Raw genomic sequence first — 21,719 nt, forward strand, 5'->3', positions numbered from 1 at the left:
CCCATTTCTAAAGCTATTGGTTTGCCAGCTTTTCTATCGCTGGTATATCCGCAGGTGCCCATTCAAGCATATGTAATTGATCTCTAACTACCCAGCGTAATTCAGCATGTTCTGCCGCCACAGGCTTTCCTTCGACAATGCTCGCCATGAATGTTTCCAAACGAACAATCACTTTTTCGTATTCATATGTAGTGTCTTCTACTGCTTCTCCTACCGTAATCACGCAACCTAGTTCTTCCTGAATCTCCCGGCGCAGCGCTTCCTGGCATGTTTCACCAGTTTCTATCTTCCCGCCTGGAAACTCCCAGTAGTTCGGCAATGTCATCTCAGGACTTCGAAGAGCAGCCAATAATTCTCCTTGCGCATTTTCAATTACTGCTCCCACGACATGTACTTGTTTCTTCATTTTTTCCACCTCTATTTCTGCTATATCCAGTTGGGATCCATTATACCACCAGTTGGGAATAAATGAAGAAGCTTCAAAGTGTTTCAGTCTGCTAGAAAACAGGAATACTTAACCAACTACTATAATATAATCTAACTAAACGAGGTGAAGAAATGAAACGAGGAAAAACATCCGTATTATTGCGCGTAGCGATTGTTGTTACGTATGTTATCATGATTGCAGCCAATGCACTCGCAAATATCCTACCTCTGAACGGACAAACAACAGGCGAGCTGTCAGATAAATACGGAAATCTATTCGCACCTGCAGGATTTACATTTTCCATATGGAGTTTGATCTATTTACTATTATTATTCCACGTCGTCTATCAGTTGGGGCTGTTCCAAAAGACGAAGAATCCACAACTTCTAAGCCAAGTAGGCATTTACTTCTGTATTTCTTCTTTGTTAAATGCTTCATGGATTTTCCTATGGCATTATGAATACTTACCATTTTCCGTTGTCGTGATGTTGCTTATGTTGCTAACTCTCATCAAAATCAATACCATCACATTGAATGCAACACTGACACGTAGAGAAGCATTTTTCGTCAAACTTCCATTCAGTGTCTACTTCGGATGGATCACGATTGCTACGATCGCGAATATTACCGCCCTTCTCGTCTCAATTGATTGGGATGGATTCGGAATATTGGAAGTCACATGGACGATTATCATTTTATTCGTTGGAGCTGCTATCGGAATTCTGACTACTATCCGACAACAAGATATCGCCTATGCGCTTGTATTGATTTGGGCATATTACGGTATTTACTCGAAGCACACTGCAGTGAGTGGATTTAATGGAGAGTATCCTACGATTATTTTATCGATAATAATTTGCTTAGCGCTTATAGCACTGACCATTGTATTCGTCGTTGTGAAAAAGTTACGCAAATAAAAAAGCGCAAAGGAGCAGGCAATTGCCTTTTCCTTTGCGTCAAATAGTTGTGCAATTAGGTTGTGTTATCATACAATACCCAATACATACATTCTACTACAAAACTTATCGTGATGAATTCAACAGCCTTTCCAATCGAGGACGATTAAATCGTTGCACCACGATCAACGGCACGTTAAACAGTACGGCATAGGCAACATTAAGCCAAGCAGCCCAAACTGGATTCCAGAAAAAGAAGAGAAATCCTGGCAAAATAGTTAACCAATGTACACATTCCGCACGTCTTGATTCTAAAAGAAAGTCATAAAGCGATGAATCATCCGCTCCATGCAAATGACTTTTATTGTATCCGTTCGAAATGAACAACGTACCGTCTGGAATATGCCCCTTCCACTTCTTCACGCGGAATAACCGTTGCCAAATTCGTCCTTCCTGTTCCCAAGAAAAACTCTTAAACAAGCGTCCATTCCGCGCAAACCAATTGATAGGAATTCGCTGCGCCGCCACCGATATAGTTAGATGAAAGATCATCCACGCGACTGCATCCAGAAGAATGATTCTATGCAGTGGCAATTCGATCAGCGGCATCCCATCACCCCCTTCATTGGTTCCTTCAACTCATTACCTCATACATTAATATTTCGCCCTTTCCATTGTACACTACCTTTTCGCTTTGATAGATAAAGTGAGTACGTAAATATAGAAATAAAGACGACCAACAATAGTGGATATAACGGGAATATCCACCAAACAAAACGACCGACACGTTTAGATGCGACCGCTAATTCAACTGCGTACAGTATATATAAACCAATAGACACCCCTAGCCAACCTGTCGAACTAAAGCCTGAAGCAAGTAGCATACTAGCAGCAACTGATGCACCCGCCATCCACGCATAGATCAATACCATAACGAGTGGGTGCGTAGCCGCAGAACCACTTGCCATACTTTTTGAATAGCCTTGTACCATGTCGGATAAGCCTCCCGGGTACATACGCAACCAGGCTATTCCCTTACCGCCATAGCAACGTACAGGCAAATCATGTTGTTGAAACGCCTTCCCCAGCGCCAAATCATCCATTACGGCTCCACGTACGACAGCATGTCCACCAATCTCTTCATACTGCATCTTATCACATAACAAGCACGGCCCGAATGAACCCCCGGCTTTCAAACGAGTTCCTGCAACTGTAAAGACGTTCATACCCACCATCACAATGAGTGGAAACAGAAATGCCAACTGCTCATACCATTTCTCAGCACAGTGTTCCGGCTGTAAAGACAAAATTCCACGGCTCCCCATGGATTCAAATGATGCGATATAATTCGACAAACTGTCTGGATGTGTAAAGACCGTATCTGCATCCATAAATAGTAATAATTCATTGTTAGCTACCAATGAACCCGCCCAACAAGCAGCAGATTTTCCAATCCAACCTTCTTCCAACAATTCATTTGAAATTACGGTAGCACCGTAAGATCGCGCCAGCTCTCTTGTTCCATCAGTAGAGCCGTCATCTACCACAATTACTTCATACGATACGTGTTGCTGATGAACAATGGATTCAAGTAACGGCTTCAGACGAAACTCTTCATTTCTTGCTGGAATGATAATGGAAACAGAAGATGTGGGAATACCTTTATGTTGAATGGTAGGTACTCGCCAAAAAACTAGTACGCCACATAACAAGCCAAGGAGTGCTATGACAAGTGCTATCAGTAGCAAGATCGATAAGACATCCATCGCAAACTCCTCCTCCGCATCATTCCTTTATGATCGTGACCGTTTCACCATATCACGCGTCAGGATCTTATCACATACTTGTTGACCACTTAGCGTCACCATGGGCATACCGCCACCTGGATTGACTGTACCGCCAACAAAGTACAAGTTATCAAAGCGTTCACTATGCTTCTTGTGTTTGAATCCTTTATTCTTTTTTTTATCCGATACCGTCCCATAAATCGCTCCACGGTGAGAGCCATATGTGCGTTCAATATCATGAGGCGTCCAGACATCACGTGTCACGATATTCTCACGTAAACCTTCTAGCCCCATACGCTCAAGCTTTTTCAGCACATTATTTTCAAGCTTCAAATAATCCGCTGGTGTAAATGGGTTATCTTGAATATATGGAATATGTGGTAAGATTTTCAGATTTTCGTGACCTGGTAACGTTTGTGAAGGATCTGTTTTATTCGTGTTAACAAGATAAATTGTTGGGTCATCAGGTAATTGCTTCTTCACAAACACTTTATCCATTTGCTTTTTAAGATTCTTAGAGAAGAAGAAGTTGTGATGATTAAGTTGCGGATAGCTCTTTTTTACGCCTAAATGAAGCACCAAGCCTGAACTGGATGGTTCAAACTTCTTCTCGAGTTTTTTGGTGAACTTAGGTTCACTATCGACCATCTTCTGATAGAACGGAATTACTTCCATGTTGGAAACGAAATAGTCTGCCTCTACTATTTCACCGTGAGCCAGTTCAGCGCCAATAATTTGGTTTCCTGCTGTCTTCATTTTCCGCACACCTATCCCTGTATGTAGCTTGACACCAACTTCTTCTGCCAATTGGACAAGTGCATTAGCTAAATGATGCATTCCGCCCGGTACATACCAACAACCTTGTGCATGCTGCATATAGACCATCATATTCAGAATAGCTGGCGCGTCATAAGGAGAAGAACCAACATATTTTATGAAGTACGACAACATATCGCGCAGATGCGGATTACGTACACGCTCGTCAATTGCACTGTGTACAGTAGAAAACAGATCAAAGCCTTTAATCGACTTGAGTGCGCCGTGATGTTTAATCACTTCACTCGTGGAGTCCAGTCCTTCTTTAAAGTAGCCCGCTTCCGTCATGTCATACAGACCTTTAGAATAGTTCAGTAACTTCTGATAATCTTTCATATCCTTATGTGATAACTGTGGGTTCATCTGCTCCATCTTTTGTAAATCACCATATAAATCGAGCACTGTACCGTCGGGGAAGAAAGAACGCCATTCGCGCTCTAATCTAAGTATTTTTACGTAATCTGACATACACTTCCCACTATCCTCAAACAGTTTTTCGAAAATATGCGGCATCGTCAAAATGGAAGGGCCCAAATCGAAACCGAAACCATCTTGCTCCAAGCGATTTAATTTTCCACCTAGATGATCGTTTTGTTCATACAAGGTTACAGAATAATCACGTTGCGCTAATGAAATAGCAGCTGACAGCCCACCCAGGCCACCACCAATCACCACTACGCGTTTTTGGTTTTCCAACATATAGGGCCACTCTCCTTCTTACATGCTCGCACGGGCAACTAGCTTTGCCATTTCCACCGCTGACACATAATTCTTCTGATTAAAACAATCGTATCCACTTTTTCGTACACTATTTAATATTCCTTGATAAACATGTGCTGACGACAATACGGGAAAACGACTGTCTTCATCGAATTCTCCAATATGTTGCGTGAAATTGTCATATAAGTTCTCCGCACGTTTCGCAAGATATTCCCACATATCCACAAAGTTCTTTGTGATTTGCCCTTCTAACAAAAGAGTTTCACTATACTTATAGCGCTCCATTTCCTCTTGTGGCAAGTAAATACGACCTTTATCTCGGTAATCTTCACCAACATCACGAAGGATATTTGTTAATTGCATCGCAATACCGAGATCTTCCGCCACGCGATTCAAGTCTGTCTTAGCGTTACTTGCAATAATTGGTAATAACATTTTTCCTACAGAACCTGCTACATACTTACTATACGTTTCCAATGAACTGAGATTCGATGGGCTAATAAAATGAATATCCATGCGTTGCCCTGTCAGTTGTTCGTAAAACGGTTGTATGTCCATATCGAAACGATTGAATACGTCACGTAAAGCTCTCCATAATGGATGATCTACTTCTTGGCCTTTTGCAAAATGATTGAGTTCATCTGTCAATCGATCCAACGCAATAAGTTGTAAACCGCTTGCTTTATTTTCATCTACACTATCGTCTGCAGTTCGGCAAAAGGCATAGATAGCATATACTGCGCGTGCTTTATCTTTTGGTAGATTTGAGAACGCGTAATAAAAGCTCTTTGAATGACGCTTGATGATTTTTTCACAATAGGCATAGTCAGAAGCTATAGTCGATGATCGATCGATTACCATATGAATTCTCCTCTCAAGTTGCTTGGAATAATATACCTCTATCATCATGCATGAGTTCTTCTGTCGCGATTCGTGCGGAAAGAAGAACAATCGGCACCCCTGCACCTGGATGTGTACTACTACCTGTAAAGTATAAATTTTCACAATGCGTTGCTTTACTTTGTGGACGTAAATGATTACTTTGGCTAAGTGTTGGCTGCAAACCGAATGTTGCTCCGTTTTGTGCGTTGAAACGTTCTTCAAAGTCTTTCGGTGTCATAAAGCTTTCAGATACAATTTCATTTTCCACGTTTTCAAAGCCTTTTACTTTCTTCAATGCTTCTAGAACGTAGTGACGATAATGCTGGATTGTTTCTTCATCCCAGTCGTATTGTGAACATGAACGATCGGAAACAGGTACTAGAATATACAAACCATCTTTACCTTCAGGTGCCAATGAAGGATCCAACTTGGAGCCAATATAAACGTAGAAAGATGCCTCTTCTAGTTTCTTACCAGTAAAAATATCATCCAAGTTTTCTCTCAACTTCTCATTGAAGATAAAGTTGTGTGCAGTCTTTACTTCTTCATATTTCTTATCCATTCCGAGATACATCAAGAAGCATGAACAAGAGTATTTCATATTATCTATTTTCTTATCTGTGTATTTTCCTTTAGAAGGTACATCTTTCACCAAATTTTTCATTGCGTATGGAAAGTCCGCATTGCACATTACATAATCGGATTTGATAAATTCACCCGCAACTTGGATACCTTTTGCTTCTCTATTTTCAATGACAATCTCTTCAACCGGTGTGTTGTAATGTACTTTCCCTCCAAGCTCTAGGAACAAACGCTCAAGCGACGATGCCATAGTGTACATTCCGCCTTTAATAAACCAGACGCCATAGAGGAATTCGATCATCGGAATCATCGTATACAGTGACGGACCACTATAAGGAGAAACCCCAATATATAATGTTTGGAAACTGATCATCTGTTTTAGACGTTCATCTTTAATGTACTTGCTCATAAACGCATCCGCTGTGTCAAACGTCTTCAGCTTCAAACCTTGTTTAAGTACAGACAAGTTATAGAAATCCGATGGTTTACGGAATGGCTTCTGCAAGAAATGTTCTTTCGCTACTAGGAACCGCTTATAAATCACTTGCAAGTATTCTAGGAATCCAGCCGCGTCGTCTTCGCTTATCCCTTCGAACACTTCCATCAGTTTTGATAGTTCAGCGGAGATTTCATAGTGATCCTGTGGTTTGTCGCCAAAATATACGCTATACATTGGATCTAAACGTTCCATGGGAATATAGTCGTCGGGGTCTTTTCCACATAGATAAAAAATTTCTTTATACAGATCGGGCATCATCACAATAGTAGGCCCTAAATCGAATTGATAGCCGTCTTGTTGAATACGGTGCATCTTACCTCCAGCCATAGATTCCTTCTCAAATAGCTCTACTTGATAACCTGCATGTTGAAGTCGGATGGCACTCGCGAGTCCTGCTACACCCGCGCCAATTACGTTTACCTTTTTCTTCATGTTTTACATCTCCCTACTTCTAGTATGAAACAAACGTTGTACAAAGTTGTATAATCAATGGAATAATTACATGTTTCGCAATAAAACCTTATACAATGTTTATACACTATTATAAGAATTTTCACAAGTAGTAGAGTTAGCATTTTTAAAATTACGTGAAAAAGCCTCTAATCCTATAGCAAGATTAGAGACCTTTTCATGTAATTTATTGTGGATTTATACAGAACAACTACAATTCACTCTTATTAACAGAAACAAATTCTACACCCTTTCCTACAGCTTCATCTAAGTAAATAGAGAGCTTGTCCAACATATGCGCTGGTGCACGGTCATCGGCACCTCGGTTAGTGCCGTCGTCGTGTAGTAAGATGATCGAACCGTCAGTTGGGACGTTACGCAAGCCTTCTAGTAGTCCTTGCTCACAACTATTTATTTTCCAGTCTTTGAAAACGTGTGACCAGAGGACGATTTGATAAGGTCTCGTGACGAATAATGTTGCTGCGTTCATAAAACCCCATGGCGGTCTGTATACTGTTGGCGCTTCTCCTGTAATATCGAAGATGGTACGATGGGTTTCCTTAACTTCTCGTGACAACATAGAAGGCGTTAGCAACCAGCTAGATGTATGGTTGTCGTGATGAATACCGATTTGATGACCTTCTTTGTGCATACGTTCGACAACCTCAGGATAATTTCGAACATGTTGGCCCACTACGAAGAATGTTGCTTTGATTTGATGATGCTTAAGTAAATCGAGCAGTTGTATCGTGTAAACGGGATTAGGTCCATCGTCAAATGTTAAAGCAATACCCCTTCGTTCTGGCAGACGTTTCATGACTCGGTACCCTGCTGACCGGATCAAGGCGGTAGCTCCCATGCCATAGGCAAAAGGAAGAAGTGCAGCTGCTCCTGCAATCCAAGCAATGTTTTGTTTTTTCATACTAGCTCACTTCCTTTTTCTTTAGTATAGAGTGTATTTATTCGTAATTCAAAATCATAACTATGTATCCATTCTATTCTGACCACTAAACTTTATCTTGTATTGACTCTTTTTAAAGTATCAGATTCCCTTTATTCTAAATCTAATACTTTTATACGTGAGGACGGTACAGACCATGCAGAAAACACAAAGTTATCCTACGCAACGAACAAAGACATTTGATTTAATACTGACGTCTATGCTTGCATCACTCGTGTTCGTCGCTACACTTTTACTTAATATTAAGCTCCCTCTTGGAAACGGCGGACTGATTCACCTGGGTACTGCCATGTTGTTCATTGTCTCTATTTTATTCGGACCTAAAAAAGGAATGATCGCAGGAGCTATCGGAATGGGCTTATTCGACCTTGTCAGTGGCTGGGCATTGTGGGCACCTATCACTATCCTGACACGTGGCTTGCAAGGGTATATTGTTGGTAAAGTTGCATGGTCAAACGGCCGTAAAGGAACAAGCTTCAAATTCAACCTACTCGCCATGCTGATTTCCACACCATTCACTGTTGCAGGCTACTACGTAGGGGAAAGTATCCTCTACAACAGTTTAATCATCCCACTTGCTTCCATACCAGGTGATCTAGTGCAATGTGCAGTGGGAATAGCGATTGCCATCCCAGTGTGCGCTATGTTAAAAAAGGTCTCCATGTTTAAATAAACAGTACCCACTGCAAAAGCAGTGGGTACTGTTTATTTATACTTACTATTCATTTTCTAGAACTAAACGGGTTAAGTGTATATAACAGTTAATTCATTAAAAAACTCTACTACGAATCCTATCGTAGTAGAGTTTTGTGATTCTAACTATTAGTTATGAACTACTTCTTTCTCCAGCTCATTCTCTGTTAGTTTCAATGTTTTGGAAGTAGATGCATGCATGTCCTTCAATAATTCAGGATGCTCTGCTAATGCTTTACCAAATGAAGGAATCATCTCCTTCAACTTCGGCTCCCAGTCGCTTACTTGCTCAGGGAAGCACTTGTTAATAAGGTCCAGCATAACTGCTACTGCAGTAGATGCGCCCGGAGAAGCTCCTAGCAATGCTGCAATTGAGCCATCCTTATCTGTTACAAGTTCCGTACCAAATTGTAGCGTACCTTTGCTATCTGGAGTGTCCTTGATAACTTGTACACGCTGTCCTGCCGTCCATAAATCCCAATCTTCACTCTTCGCGTCTGGAATAAATTCACGCAGTTCATTGATACGTTGTTCTTTTGTTTGTACTACTTGTTCTACCAAATACTTAGTCAACGACATATTCTTTGCACCACATGCTAGCATAGTCGTTAAGTTATTAGGTTTTACAGAACCAATTAGATCCATCATAGAACCTTCTTTTAAGAACTTCGGTGTGAAGCCTGCAAATGGTCCGAACAGCAAGGATTTTTCGCCATCTATATAGCGAGTGTCCAAGTGTGGAACAGACATTGGCGGTGCACCAACTTTAGCTTTACCGTATACTTTTGCATGATGCTTTGCAATAACATCCGGGTTTTTACAAACCATGAAGACCCCACTGATTGGGAATCCACCAATATGCTTACTTTCAGGAATACCTGTTTTCTGAAGCAATGGAAGACTTCCGCCTCCGCCACCAATGAAAACAAATTTCGTTTTGTGGAATTCGAGTTTTCCATCTTTATTATTCTTTATTTTTAATTCCCATTCGCCATCACTTGTACGCTTGATGTCTTCCACTTGATGACCATAGTTCACTTCAACGCCCACTTTTTGCATATGCTCGATTAACATACGAGTTAACGCACCAAAGTTTACGTCCGTACCTGTATCAATTTTTGTTGCAGCAATTGCTTCATTGACAGTACGGTCTTCCATGATTAATGGAATCCACTCTTTCAACTTCTCCGGATCTTCGGAAAACTCCATTCCTTCGAATAGTGGATTTGCTGTCATAGCTTCAAAGCGCTTCTTCAAATACTTCACATTGTCTTCACCTTGTACAAGACTCATGTGTGGCAGTGGCATTATAAATTGCTCAGGATCTTTAATTAATTTTTTCTCTACTAGATGTGACCAAAACTGCATAGAAAGCTGGAATTGCTCGTTTACTTTAACCGCTTTCGCAATATCTACAGTACCATCCGGTCTTTCAGAAGTGTAATTCAGTTCACACAATGCTGCGTGACCTGTTCCTGCATTATTCATCTCATGCGAGCTTTCTTCACCTGCTCTATCCAGTTTCTCGAACAAAGAGATGTTCCAGTCTGGTGCTAATTCCTTTAGCATCGTTCCTAGTGTCGCACTCATAATTCCGGCACCAATTAAAATAACATCTGATTTAGTTTGTCTATTACTCATTTTGACCTTCCTTATATGTGAAATTTACAGAAACGTAAATGTTCCTAAATAAGGCGTCACAGCATACATGGCGCGTACTAGGAGCACTTTATTCTGTCTTGGTTTGACCATACAACTACTACCATCTTTTCTAGTATACATCAAATATAACGAGGTTTAAAGAGACTTGTCTGTTTGTTTGTGAAGATAATCACAATAAAGTGTCAGAATTCTGTTATATTTTCTTTTTATTTAAGAAATGAAAAATTTCATGTTAATAGATCTTCTGAAATCACTTTAAATCCTTCAATAATCGTATCTTCTTCTACTTCAATCAAAATACATTGCTTGCCATCATAATTGACCTGCTTCACATATTTCAAGTCTTGTGGACTGATTGAAATATTGGCCACTTTGGTTTCAATTTTGATTGACTTCGATGTATAGCTCGGGACAATGTGAGCCGCCTTCATTTCATAAGATGTGTTATCGACTATAGTCTGGAAAGCCGTTTCTACCGCTTCTGTATTGACGTAGTCGACACCGCTCATTTTCAACACACGCTCTACTTGCTTCGCATCAATTGCTGGTGGCTCTTCCGGTTCTTCCTCTTCTTCATCCACTACAGTCAACCTGTAGATTGCCTCGTAGACATTTCCTAGCGTTTCCGTATCTACTTCGCCACCCACTACTTGTTTAACGATTTCCTCGAAAACAGCTTTATCGTCGGCGGCAGTAACTACTTCTTCTCCATTCAAGACATTCTCTATGAAGGCATAATCCGGCTTATTCGCTTTACCCGCTGCATACAAGACATGGTTTACATCAGCTGAATTGTCTGTAAAGCAAGGGAAGAGAAAGCCGCCGATTGGTGATGCTAGATTAATGATAGGGTCGAGCATCGTATTCGATTTAAATTCACGCTCTTGGAAATCAAATACGATAGAGCGCTTCGGCAAGTCGGTGTGATTCATACTGCATAGAATAAACGGTGTCGTAAACACTTCATCACGCATATCAATTTCCGTCTCTTCACTGTTACGCTTAGTCTTCTTAAAGTAGTTCCCACGAACAAATGTGATGACAAGATCTTTTTCATATTGAATGTCTTTCACCATCTTCAATGCCAAATGCTGCATCTCATTTTTCCAATTATCTACTTCTTCTGCCTGCAAACCTTCATACAATAACTTTTGCGCGTGTTCCTCATTATGCTCTTCTTCCTGACGTTCGAACTTCACTTCAAATAACTTCATACCTAGCTTACCACCAAGTACTTTCTTGAAGTTCGTCATGAATAATTCCTGTTGTTCACGGTCCAGTAAAGCAAAGACCTGGCTTTCCTCATGATAAATCTCACTGCTTTCCTGTCTAATATACACATGGTAAATATCAGTGATTGTTAGAAGATCTGTATCTAATTTAAATCGTTTACGAATGTCTGCAATATCATTCTTATTCATTCTTCGTCCCCACTTCCTAACTGATGTAAATAAATTGATTCAACACGTTGGATGAAGCTACCACACTTATCTGGAAAAAATTAAATAAATGGTACATATAAAACGAAAAAACGGGTACACAAAGGAGTGAGACTAAAAAATCTATACAAGGAGTAGTGATTTCATGTCAGAAAAACTATTTACAGCCACAGCAACTGCTAACGGAGGAAGAGAAGGTCATGTTGCATCTTCCGACCAAGTAGTTGAATTCGATACGGCAATGCCTGGAACAAAACGAGCGAAAGAATTAGAGCACTCTACTAACCCCGAGCAATTATTCGCTGCGGGTTACGCGGCTTGTTTTGACAGCGCACTTCAACTCGTCGCAAGCAAAGAACGTGTTAAATTCTCTTCCGAAGTCACGGCAAACGTTAGCCTGTGTAAAGACGAATCGGACGGTGGCTTCAAACTAGAAGTAGAACTACAAGTAAAAGGTACAGACATCGAAAAAGCACGACTAGAAGAACTAGTAGAAAAAGCACACCAAGTCTGCCCTTACTCTAAAGCTACAAGAGACAATATTGCCGTTACATTAACAGTAGCCTGATTGCAAAATTGTATAAACACTAGATAGAGCTGTCCCAGAAGTCGTGATTACGATTTCCGGGACAGCTTTTTAAAATAGTTCAGGATGTAACGTCGTTAAGCCCGCTACTGAATATGCCCTACTAACTTACTTCAATGTATCAAGTAACTCCAAAATAGCAGTAGTCGTCTGAGTCATCTGCTCTTCATTCGATATAGTAGCCTTGCCGTCACCCTTCTGCTCGCCGTAATCACCAAACCCTGCATGATTACCGCCCTTTATCTCCAAGAACTTCGCACCACTAGGCATACTAGCCTTCGCCGATTTAATAGCCTTCGCATCTGCCACTTCATCACGACTCGCCCAAATCGACAAAACATCCACCGACGTTTCACTCAAATCGGTGTGACTCCCAGGATAAGAAGCCAACAACACTAGCGTAGCAATCTTATCATGCCGTAATGCATAGTCAGATGCCGTGACACCGCCTAAAGAATGCCCACCAATCGCCCATGTAGTAATTTCAGGATGCTTGCGTATTACTTTATCCGCTCGATCAGGTGAAAAGATGGCCATTTTCAACGGCAAGTGAGGAATGACCACAGTATAACCTTCTTTTGCCAGCTCTTTTGCCATCGGAGCGTAGGCTTCTGCCTCTACTTTTGCACCTTGATAAAAAATAAAACCGATATTCTTTTTATTCAAAGTCGGTTCAAACACCAACTCTTTTTCATTTTTGACTGTTACTTCCGAATCTGATTGCAAATTATCTTCTGCGTAAGACTGCGCTTTATAATAAAAGCTAGCAAACGCGAAGAAACCAACCGCAATGATCAATAGCAAAATAGCGAGTCCAATAAATAACTTAAATTTCCACGACTTCTTTTGTTTCATACTCGATCCTCATTCCAGTTTATTTCTTCATGATCTCGATGAAATGCTTTAACACTCTAGCCGTCAAACCCCAAACGGTATAATTACCATACTCATAAAACCATTCTTCAAGTGAATGGCTTCTAAATTTATATTGATTCCCGTTCATGATCTTTTCGAATGGGAAATTATCCGGTGGTGCTGTTTCGACTGCTACTGTATGCATATAGGGCTCATGTTCTATCAACCAGTCCAGTGGAATCGCAAACACTTCTTCCACTTCGTCTTTATTATAGCTACGAATAATTTCATTGTAATCAACCACTGCCACAAACGGATAGACAACGAATGAAGGCGATGCTATATATGGACTTAACTCTCCTAGTACTTGCACCGTCTTCGGATTAATTCCGAGCTCTTCCTGTGTCTCTCGTAAAGCCGCTTCCATGGGTGATGCATCTGTTATATCTATTTTGCCGCCCGGAAAGCTAATGTCACCCGGTTGCTTTCTCATCGTGAAAGAACGCACTTCAAATAGCACATGCCATTCTCCTTCCGCTTCTACTAACGGAATAATAACGGCTGAACGGAATGCTGTCTCTTCCCCAATGAACAAGGATTTGTTCTCGAATAATTTATTTTGTAGTTGCTCTAAGTCCATGAAGTCCCCCACCTCATTGTTTTCATCTATCGTATCATTATCAGACGAATCCTTAAAGAAATTAAAAAGAGCTACTCGTTAAGAGCAACTCTTCATATTATCAATGTATGTCAGCGCTTCACGAGTTTTCCTTGCACTACATATCGTTTATCTTTACTATTCACAGAGTTATTACACGTAGACAGCGTGACGATTCGATCTTCTGGTCCGACTTCAACAGGCATATCGATTAGCGACCGTGCTGCAACTTCTCCTAAAAACTCACTGAATTCTTCATTCGTCTGAAAATCTGTTTCAATATAATAAAAATCAATCGTCGTTTCATAGGCTGCGAAGACTTCAATATCATAGCCATCATATAACGTATCGACATAAATAATAGGGTGTTCATCTGCATAGTCTTGTTCACCGAATTTTTTCAAGCTACCGAACATCGTATCATTTCTCATTGCATGGCCATAGAGTACCGTGTTTTGACTCATGTCTTGGATATCATTACGAAAATCCATAAAGACACTTCCCGCACGGCTACTTTCTCGAGTAAAGTTTCGATTTAAGTAATAGTCATTGTCTTCAGCTTGCAGTATGGGGTTATGTAACTTGGTACCTTCCACAGACACCCATCCGACAATATCCTCGTTCACTTTATACAATTTTTCAAATTGCCTACGCATTGAATACTCACCTAACGAATGTTCTTGTGACGTTTCTTCTGCTACAGCTAGTTGCTTTGTATCTTCAAGGGCTGTCTCATATATTTGTTGCGTATCTTTTAACGAACTGGCTGATTCCACGTAAGTGTACAAATACTGTACGAGTAAATAGCCTGAGTAGAGAAAGACTGCCAAATAAACGAAAGGCAACAGTTTCGACAGACGTTTCTTCATCAGCTTCCCTCCTAAATGCCAAGGGACATCATGTAAAGGCCTAATTCGTCATCTTCCTTGAATACGGCATTGACTCCATACACTTCTTTAATGACATCCTTTGTAATGACCTCACGCGGTGGACCTTCTGCAATAATACGACCATTCTTCATCATAATAATTTCATCGCTATATCGAATTGCCTGATTGATATCATGCAATACCATGACAATCGTCAATCCATAGTCTTCATTTAGTGATTTTACGAGCTCCAATAATTCAATCTGATAATAAATATCCAAATAGGTGGTCGGCTCATCTAAGCATAGTATTTCCGATTGTTGTGCAAGTGCCATGGCAATCCATACACGTTGACGCTCTCCGCCAGATAATGCTTCTAAGTCTTTATGCCGCTTGTCTGTCAGATTCGTGACGGACAATGCCCAATCTATAGCGTTTTGATCTTCTTGCTGATTTCGCTGCAATAATGTTTTATGAGGTAACCGGCCAAAGCTGACCAATTTTTCAATCGTCAAGTCTTTTGGCACGTCATTCTGCTGATACACAATAGCTAGTTTTTTTGCGAATTCTTTCGGCTTAAACATCACCAAGTCACGATTCTCGAGTGAAGTTGTGCCCGACTTCGGCATATTGCTTCTCGATAGAACGCTGAGTAATGTCGATTTTCCACAACCATTCGGGCCGATAATCGTTGTAACTTTCCCTTTAGAAATAGACGTAGAAACGTCATCCAAATGATTCGTTATATTATCATGCGATACAACAATGCGCTTCATTTCCATAACAAGTCACTCTTTTCGCAGTAAGAATATTAAGAACGGTCCACCGATAATCGCCATCAGCGTTGAGGCGGGTATTTCAAGCGGCGCTACTATTGTGCGCCCTAGTGTATCTGCAAGTAGAATAATCAACGCCCCCAAAAGTGCAGTGAACGGTATGAGCACTTTGTGATCATACCCTACTAACCTACGGGCAATATGTGGCACAAGTAATCCAACAAATGAAATCACACCTGCCACTACAACCGATATCGCTGCCAATAATACTGCTACTGCCGCTATAATTAAACGGGCACGGGCGACATGGAAGCCAATACTTTTTGCTGTCTTATCTTGCAACACCAATAAGTTACACCAGCTGTATAATGCAAAAGCTAGCACCAATCCGATCGTTCCATACGTCGCAATCGTCGAGACATCACTCCATGTACGCATCGTCAAGTTTGAACCGATGACACTGGAAGCTGAGACGTTTAATGAACCACCAAAGCTGATGAAAGCTTCAGTGAGACCTGTGAACATAGCATTGATCGCAATTCCAACTAAAATTAATTTTAACGGGCTAAGACCTGATTTCCACGATAGAGCAAACACTAGAAAACAAGCGAATGCACCGCCCATAAATGCAAATAAAGGCGTCATGAAAAAGAGCGCCGGGAAGAATGAAATAATGAATAACTGTACAAATGCCGCACCGGAAGATATTCCGATAATCCCTGCATCCGCCAACGGGTTACGCATGACAGACTGTAGCAAGACACCCGATACCGACAATGCCGCCCCTGCAAATATTGCGACAATCATGCGCGGAAATCGCAAATCACGAATCGCTTCCATCTGACTGTTACCTTGTTCAAAGAGTGCACCAAAAAATTCAAAGAATCCCATTTTGATGCTGCCTGTCGTAGCTGAATACACGATAGTTACGACAAGCAACAGGGATACGATTATATAACTAGTTATTCTTTTTTTCATGACGGACTTCCTTTTCAAACGAAATTCATCGAGTTATCGATAGAATATCTTCATTAGCTCACTTAATGCCTCAGGTACTTGCAATGAAGCCGTTGTACCGAATAACTCTTCTTCTAAATCATACACTTTACCATTTTTCACAGCATCGAAATGTTTCCATACATCATTTGTTTGAAACTCTTCGTTGAACATTTCCACGACCTCATCCGGCATGCCGTGTGATAGACGCAAGATAATGTCTGGATTACTATTATGAAGATACTCCGTATTGGACGATAAGTATTCAGGATCCTGCCCTGCCATTACATTCGTTCCCCCTGCACGTTTCACTAAGTCACCTGCGTAGGAATTTTCTGTAGCTACTAAATAACTACCTGGAATACCGAGTAAGATCAAAACACTCGGCCCTTTACGGTTCGCAGCCACAACTTCCGCTGCTTCAATTTTCTTCTCTAGATCCCCTACTAATTTATCTGCTTGTGCTGTACGACCATAACGCACTCCAAGACCTTGGATTTCCTCCATCATCGAATCGATACTTTGAAAGTTCAAAAATGTGGCGGGTATATTCAATTGCTCAAACCCATCTTCAAGATCATATTCCAATGTAGAAACAGATAAGAAATCTGTCGTGTCCAAAGATTTCACGATTTCCATATCAGGCGTCATGGCATTACCAATGGTAGGAAGTCCCTCGAAACGGCTTGCCATTTGTTTTTCAGATTCAGGAATAGCGATAGCGTCTATGTCTAACTTGTCGAGAATTTCTGCAATAACGACAGTACCGGCAATAATTCGCTGATCACTTGTTTTTTCTGTTTCACTCTTCACTGCGTCATCTGCTGAAACAGCCTTTTCTTCTTTATCATTACCGCATCCTGCGATAATCGCTGCTGTCATGATTGCCAACATCAGCAGTATATATTTCCATTTTTTTTGCACAATGTAATCCTCCACTCGTTATTTATCACTTATTACGCTGTTTTTCTTTGTCAGCCTGCGTAAAAATAAAATACCCGACAGCATACACAATGACAATAATACACCGATTTTCAACATATCAAACGGTATTGTCTGATCGGTCTCCTCGTTCATGGCTACCTCTTCAGGTTCACTTGCTACTTGTGCAACGACTTGATCTGGTTGTTTCTTCGCATCGTCCACTGTACGATCAAACTCCAGTTTTTCTTCCGTCAGAAGAGGGGGTACGTCTGTCTGTACTGGCTGCTTTTCTTCGGATGACTTATCCAACTTTTCATCTTTTTTCGTAACGTTAGATGGTTTCTCTGCAGTAGTAGATTTTGCAGGTTGCTCTACTCGCTTAGTCAATGAAGAAACAGCTTTACTATTTGAAGCTTCCTTACGTAGAAACTTCGCTGTTTGTTGCTGGTTGAAAACAATTTGTAAAAACTCTTCTTCTACATGCGAACTAACAGGGTTCTCCGCTTTCATCCAAACGCGTATCCCCTTCTGGAAGTCTTCTACTTCAAACTGCACAATACGTGTATCGGTTTGCGATACTATTTTAGGTTCCACTAAGTTTCCTTGCTGCTCCACAGTAAATCCCTTGACCTTGCTAGGATGAAGAATCTCCAACTGTGAATAGTATCGATGATCACGTTCAATGATACGAATTACTGGATTGACATAGTCATACATTGCAGACAATTTTCCAGCTAACAGCAGTTGATAGTGTATCGTATCGTCACCTGCCTGAATTGACTGTATCGGTTGGCTTTGATCAAACGCTGGCAATGACTGTTGCTCGATGAGGAGTTCAGAAGAAAATGTTTGCTGTGCATGTTCTTTCGCTAATCTATACGTTCCTGCTAGTTCAATCTTTTGTTGTACATCCTTTATATCAAACTGAACTAAATTTTCTGCTCTATTCAGTCGGGTACTCATTTTGTTCCCTTGCTGCATGGCAGTGATATGCGTTAGGATGTGATCATTTTTCGCTGAAATCGATAACGTATAGCGATCTTCCTTAACAGTTAACGTAGCCTGCTTAGTAAATAAGACATCTGTATCCTCTGCTTCATGTGATAGAAAATTTAGTTCAACTTGATAGACATCTGTTGCGTTAGTTTTGCTTTCATTTGCATTTACAGAATGAAAAGGAAGCCACGCTGAGATGAGTAGCAAAAGTAGAGGCAACCACACAATTCTTTTCATTTCAAACGTACACTCCTTTACATATCATGTAAAACGACAGGAACTTCCTTCCGCATGTAAAAAAGCGAAAGGAAGTAGCTGTATTTACTCTTATTTTTTCATGAAGTTCAATGAACCGTTTAGAATTTTAGCCATTTGTGTACGTTGTAGAGAATCGCCAGAGTTGATCAAAACTTTACCATTCGGTTGTTTTGCGCCTGTCATAATTTTTTCTGCGTATAACAATGCAAATGCTTGCTTCGCTTCAGGATCTGTAATGACTTTTCCATCTGCATAGAACGGAAGAGTTGTATCTCCTTTTTTGATTTCTTTACCTTCTGCAAATTGAATTGCACGGTACAGCATCAAAGCACCTTGCTGGCGAGTCAATGTGTTATTCGGGTTGAACTTTTCATTCGTTTGTACAATGCCTGCTTCTGCTAGAGCATTGATTGCGCTGATGCGCTCTTTATCTGTGATTTTACCTAAGTCTTTAAATCCAACATCTTTAGTTGTGTCGAGATTTAACGCACGAGCTACCATTAATGCAAACTGTGAACGTGTGATGTTGTTACGTGGATTGAACTTATCCGCGCTTTTTACAATCCCTTTATCAAGCAACGCAAGGATTGCTTCTTTGTTGCCGTCTTTGTCAATATCTTTAAATGGATTTACGATTGGTGTTGGGTTTGGTTTCACTTCATTAGTGAAGTCCAGTTGTACTTTATGGTTTGCATCATACTTAACAGGTCCTTCATTTACAATTACGTGAAGGTCAGCATTCACTAACTTTGTTAGGTCTGCTACTTTAAATGTATATGTGCGTGCCCCTGTTGATTTGTCATCTGTTGCAATTGGAATTTCCTTGCCAGCAATTTTGAATCCGTGGATGTAACCGCCTTTAGGGAAAGTAAGAGTTACTTCATTACCATCGGATACTTTCTTTACGGAAGCTGTCGAGGACATGTAATCCTTCATGATAGACTCTTCTTTTGTTCCATCTTTGTAAACTTTTACGTTTACTTTACTAATTGTTTCTGCATCTGTGTCTGCTTTCGCGACTGTTGCTTTGAAATCGAATGGATACCACTTGTCCATGTTAGCAGGTGCGTATACAACATGGATTTTGGCTGAATGTATTTCATCCGCTACTACTGGGAAAGTATAAGTCGTTGTGCCGTCCGTATTTTTAACTTCCGTTGCATCAGCAAACTCTTCTCCTTGTTTCGTTTGAAAGCCTGCAATCATAGGAGCTGATTTAACTGCAACCGTTACCTTCGCATATGTTACTCCATCTTTTTCTACCAACGTACCTTGTGGAACAAGGTGACTGCTGATTGCAGGTTCTGGTGTAGTTGTACCTGATTTATAAACATGAAAGTCAACTACTTGATCGACAGCAATTGTCTGTTTCAAAGCCGACACTGCTTGATCGCTTGTGCTGATCGGGTTAGCGGATGCTGCTGTTGGAATAGCGATAGAAGCTGCTAATAATGAAGCAAGTACTACTTTCGTTGCGCGAGATGATGTTTTTTTCGTCATAATTACTGTTCCCCCTGTTTTCTTTGGAATCTAGTTCTATACAATAAAAATGCAGAACCTGCTAATACAAAGATTAATAGGTACGGCGTTGAATCACTAGTTTGTGGATTCTTTACTGGCTCTTTTGTAGTAGGCTTTTTCGTTATAGTACCTGAGCTCGTATTGGTATTCGTATTCGTGTTCGTACTTGGTGGCGTCGTATTTGTTGCAGGAGGTTTTACAGCTGGTGGTGTCACGGCAGCTTTTTCTTCAAACACCAGATCAACTGTATACTCGTGGTGATAATTGATATCCTCAACATCTACTTTCATAGGAATCTTCACTGGTTTAGAAATGTCACTTACACTAAACTCTACAACTCTTGTATCGGCTTTAAGGTCTTCATTGACTACTTCTGCACCGCCCGCTGGCTCAAACTTCGTAATCCATGAGCTATTCTTAAGAGTAAGCTGTACGATGGCAGAACCATTCGTTACGGTGACGAGTGCTGGCTTTTGAAAGTAATCATTAGCAATAGATGCATTAGAGCTGTCTGGCTGGTTTACTTGATAGTTTAATTGCTGGGTACCGTCTGCTATTTTAGCGGATGCTTGTGGCAAGCCAACTGTCAGCACGAAAAAACTTACAACTAAAAAGTACAAAAATGTTTTTTTCACTTGTACATAATCTCCTCTCACTTGTCATTTTTCATGCTACATAAATCCAATAATTGATTGCCAATTGTCGGATAGACTTCTACTTCTAAAGTATCTCATAAATAGCCTCATACATGAAAGGAAGGCACTCAAACGCCTATTGTTTTATGACGATTATGTGACGATTTTAAGAGATAAATGAGAACAGTTATCATTTAATATATCTTTTATTGACCTCTTTGTCAATCATATTTTGGAAAATTTTTTCAATTTATATTTCAGCCTTTTTAATCAGTCACGAACTAGAAGGCTTTGCATAGTCTAGATAGATACGAGTTGAGAATGAAAGGAGTTTTACAATGAATCTTGAATCTTTTAGCGGTGTCGTAATGGTAATAAATGATTTTTACACCGGGCAAAACAACGACTCAGGTTGCTACATGCTAATGACAGTCGATAATGGTCGCGGAAACGTTGTTAACTTTGTAGTAGAACCAACAACTTATTTCGTTCATCAAGTGAAAATTCTTGTTGGTGATCGCGTTACAGGATTTTATGATGCGGACGCCGCCACTCCTATGATCTATCCTCCTCAATTTAGAGCCATAGTTATGTCAAAGGATTCTAAACGAGAAAATGTTAAAGTAGACTCCTTCAATCGTCGCTTACAAAGTAGCGATGGAACACTTCAGCTAAATCTATCCCCTCAAACTGAAATACTTTCTACAAATGGTCAGTATTTCACAGGAAATATAGCCGACCGGAATTTGATTGTGCTGTACAGTTCGGCAACGAGAAGCATACCTGCACAAACTACACCACATAAAATTATTGTAATTTGTACATGAAGAT

Annotated in this window: 22 protein-coding genes; 4 read left to right on the plus strand and 18 right to left on the minus strand. The window is 40.5% G+C overall.

Annotated elements, in window-relative coordinates:
• Positions 1-13 precede the first annotated feature (13 nt).
• Positions 14-406, minus strand: a complete 393-nt coding sequence (locus tag Q7P97_RS09355) for a (deoxy)nucleoside triphosphate pyrophosphohydrolase (protein WP_303968932.1) — start codon at positions 404-406, stop codon at positions 14-16.
• Between the two features lie 152 nt (positions 407-558).
• On the opposite strand from Q7P97_RS09355, the gene Q7P97_RS09360 reads away from it, so the two are divergent.
• Positions 559-1,344, plus strand: a complete 786-nt coding sequence (locus tag Q7P97_RS09360; protein WP_303968933.1) for a TspO-related membrane protein — start codon at positions 559-561, stop codon at positions 1,342-1,344.
• Positions 1,345-1,449: 105 nt separating this feature from the next.
• On the opposite strand, the gene Q7P97_RS09365 is transcribed toward Q7P97_RS09360, so the two are convergent.
• From Q7P97_RS09365 to Q7P97_RS09390, 6 genes are all read right to left on the minus strand, one after another.
• Positions 1,450-1,932 (minus strand): glycosyl-4,4'-diaponeurosporenoate acyltransferase CrtO family protein, encoded by a 483-nt coding sequence (locus Q7P97_RS09365; protein WP_303968934.1) that lies wholly within the window; start codon positions 1,930-1,932, stop codon positions 1,450-1,452.
• Positions 1,933-1,970: 38 nt separating this feature from the next.
• A complete protein-coding gene (locus tag Q7P97_RS09370) occupies positions 1,971-3,089 on the minus strand; it encodes a glycosyltransferase family 2 protein (RefSeq protein WP_303968935.1) in 1,119 nt (372 codons plus the stop codon).
• Between the two features lie 27 nt (positions 3,090-3,116).
• Positions 3,117-4,625, minus strand: a complete 1,509-nt coding sequence (locus Q7P97_RS09375; RefSeq protein ID WP_303968936.1) for a phytoene desaturase family protein — start codon at positions 4,623-4,625, stop codon at positions 3,117-3,119.
• A gap of 18 nt (positions 4,626-4,643) precedes the next feature.
• Positions 4,644-5,507, minus strand: coding sequence for a phytoene/squalene synthase family protein (locus tag Q7P97_RS09380; protein ID WP_303968937.1), 864 nt, complete (start codon positions 5,505-5,507; stop codon positions 4,644-4,646).
• Between the two features lie 13 nt (positions 5,508-5,520).
• Positions 5,521-7,041 carry a phytoene desaturase family protein gene (locus tag Q7P97_RS09385; RefSeq protein ID WP_303968938.1) on the minus strand — a complete coding sequence of 507 codons (1,521 nt, stop codon included), beginning with the start codon at positions 7,039-7,041 and terminating at the stop codon, positions 5,521-5,523.
• A gap of 229 nt (positions 7,042-7,270) precedes the next feature.
• On the minus strand, positions 7,271-7,981 hold the full coding sequence (locus tag Q7P97_RS09390; RefSeq protein ID WP_303968939.1) for a polysaccharide deacetylase family protein: 711 nt from the start codon (positions 7,979-7,981) through the stop codon (positions 7,271-7,273).
• 175 nt (positions 7,982-8,156) lie between these two features.
• Between Q7P97_RS09390 and Q7P97_RS09395 the strand changes: the two genes are divergently transcribed.
• Positions 8,157-8,693 carry an ECF transporter S component gene (locus Q7P97_RS09395; protein WP_303968940.1) on the plus strand — a complete coding sequence of 179 codons (537 nt, stop codon included), beginning with the start codon at positions 8,157-8,159 and terminating at the stop codon, positions 8,691-8,693.
• Between the two features lie 149 nt (positions 8,694-8,842).
• Here the strand turns inward: Q7P97_RS09395 and Q7P97_RS09400 are convergent, their stop codons facing one another.
• Positions 8,843-10,354: a malate:quinone oxidoreductase gene (locus Q7P97_RS09400; protein WP_303968941.1), complete on the minus strand. Its 1,512-nt coding sequence runs from the start codon at positions 10,352-10,354 to the stop codon at positions 8,843-8,845.
• A 248-nt stretch (positions 10,355-10,602) separates the two neighbouring features.
• Positions 10,603-11,796: a DUF4317 domain-containing protein gene (locus Q7P97_RS09405; RefSeq protein ID WP_303968942.1), complete on the minus strand. Its 1,194-nt coding sequence runs from the start codon at positions 11,794-11,796 to the stop codon at positions 10,603-10,605.
• A gap of 163 nt (positions 11,797-11,959) precedes the next feature.
• Between Q7P97_RS09405 and Q7P97_RS09410 the strand changes: the two genes are divergently transcribed.
• Complete coding sequence (locus Q7P97_RS09410; protein WP_303968943.1) at positions 11,960-12,382, plus strand: organic hydroperoxide resistance protein; 423 nt, start codon at positions 11,960-11,962, stop codon at positions 12,380-12,382.
• A 126-nt stretch (positions 12,383-12,508) separates the two neighbouring features.
• On the opposite strand, the gene Q7P97_RS09415 is transcribed toward Q7P97_RS09410, so the two are convergent.
• From Q7P97_RS09415 to isdC, 9 genes are all read right to left on the minus strand, one after another.
• Positions 12,509-13,255, minus strand: a complete 747-nt coding sequence (locus Q7P97_RS09415) for an alpha/beta hydrolase (protein ID WP_303968944.1) — start codon at positions 13,253-13,255, stop codon at positions 12,509-12,511.
• 19 nt (positions 13,256-13,274) lie between these two features.
• Positions 13,275-13,895 (minus strand): NUDIX hydrolase, encoded by a 621-nt coding sequence (locus Q7P97_RS09420; protein ID WP_303968945.1) that lies wholly within the window; start codon positions 13,893-13,895, stop codon positions 13,275-13,277.
• A gap of 110 nt (positions 13,896-14,005) precedes the next feature.
• The gene (gene srtB, locus Q7P97_RS09425) at positions 14,006-14,782 is read right to left on the minus strand and encodes a class B sortase (protein ID WP_303968946.1); all 777 of its coding nucleotides are present in this window, start codon (positions 14,780-14,782) and stop codon (positions 14,006-14,008) included.
• Between the two features lie 11 nt (positions 14,783-14,793).
• Entirely contained in the window at positions 14,794-15,564 is a 771-nt protein-coding gene (locus Q7P97_RS09430; protein WP_303968947.1) for an ABC transporter ATP-binding protein, read from the minus strand.
• Positions 15,565-15,570: 6 nt separating this feature from the next.
• The gene (locus Q7P97_RS09435) at positions 15,571-16,536 is read right to left on the minus strand and encodes a FecCD family ABC transporter permease (protein WP_303968948.1); all 966 of its coding nucleotides are present in this window, start codon (positions 16,534-16,536) and stop codon (positions 15,571-15,573) included.
• Between the two features lie 33 nt (positions 16,537-16,569).
• Positions 16,570-17,448, minus strand: coding sequence for a heme ABC transporter substrate-binding protein IsdE (gene isdE / locus Q7P97_RS09440; RefSeq protein ID WP_303968991.1), 879 nt, complete (start codon positions 17,446-17,448; stop codon positions 16,570-16,572).
• A gap of 48 nt (positions 17,449-17,496) precedes the next feature.
• The gene (locus tag Q7P97_RS09445; protein ID WP_303968949.1) at positions 17,497-18,711 is read right to left on the minus strand and encodes an NEAT domain-containing protein; all 1,215 of its coding nucleotides are present in this window, start codon (positions 18,709-18,711) and stop codon (positions 17,497-17,499) included.
• Positions 18,712-18,801: 90 nt separating this feature from the next.
• Positions 18,802-20,232, minus strand: coding sequence for an NEAT domain-containing protein (locus Q7P97_RS09450; RefSeq protein WP_303968950.1), 1,431 nt, complete (start codon positions 20,230-20,232; stop codon positions 18,802-18,804).
• Positions 20,233-20,234: 2 nt separating this feature from the next.
• Positions 20,235-20,888, minus strand: a complete 654-nt coding sequence (gene isdC, locus Q7P97_RS09455) for a heme uptake protein IsdC (protein WP_303968951.1) — start codon at positions 20,886-20,888, stop codon at positions 20,235-20,237.
• A 338-nt stretch (positions 20,889-21,226) separates the two neighbouring features.
• On the opposite strand from isdC, the gene Q7P97_RS09460 reads away from it, so the two are divergent.
• Entirely contained in the window at positions 21,227-21,715 is a 489-nt protein-coding gene (locus Q7P97_RS09460) for a hypothetical protein (protein WP_303968952.1), read from the plus strand.
• The last annotated feature ends 4 nt before the right edge of the window (positions 21,716-21,719 follow it).

Origin of the sequence: Sporosarcina ureae (assembly GCF_029267015.1) — a bacterium.
Lineage (GTDB): Bacteria > Bacillota > Bacilli > Bacillales_A > Planococcaceae > Sporosarcina > Sporosarcina ureae_D.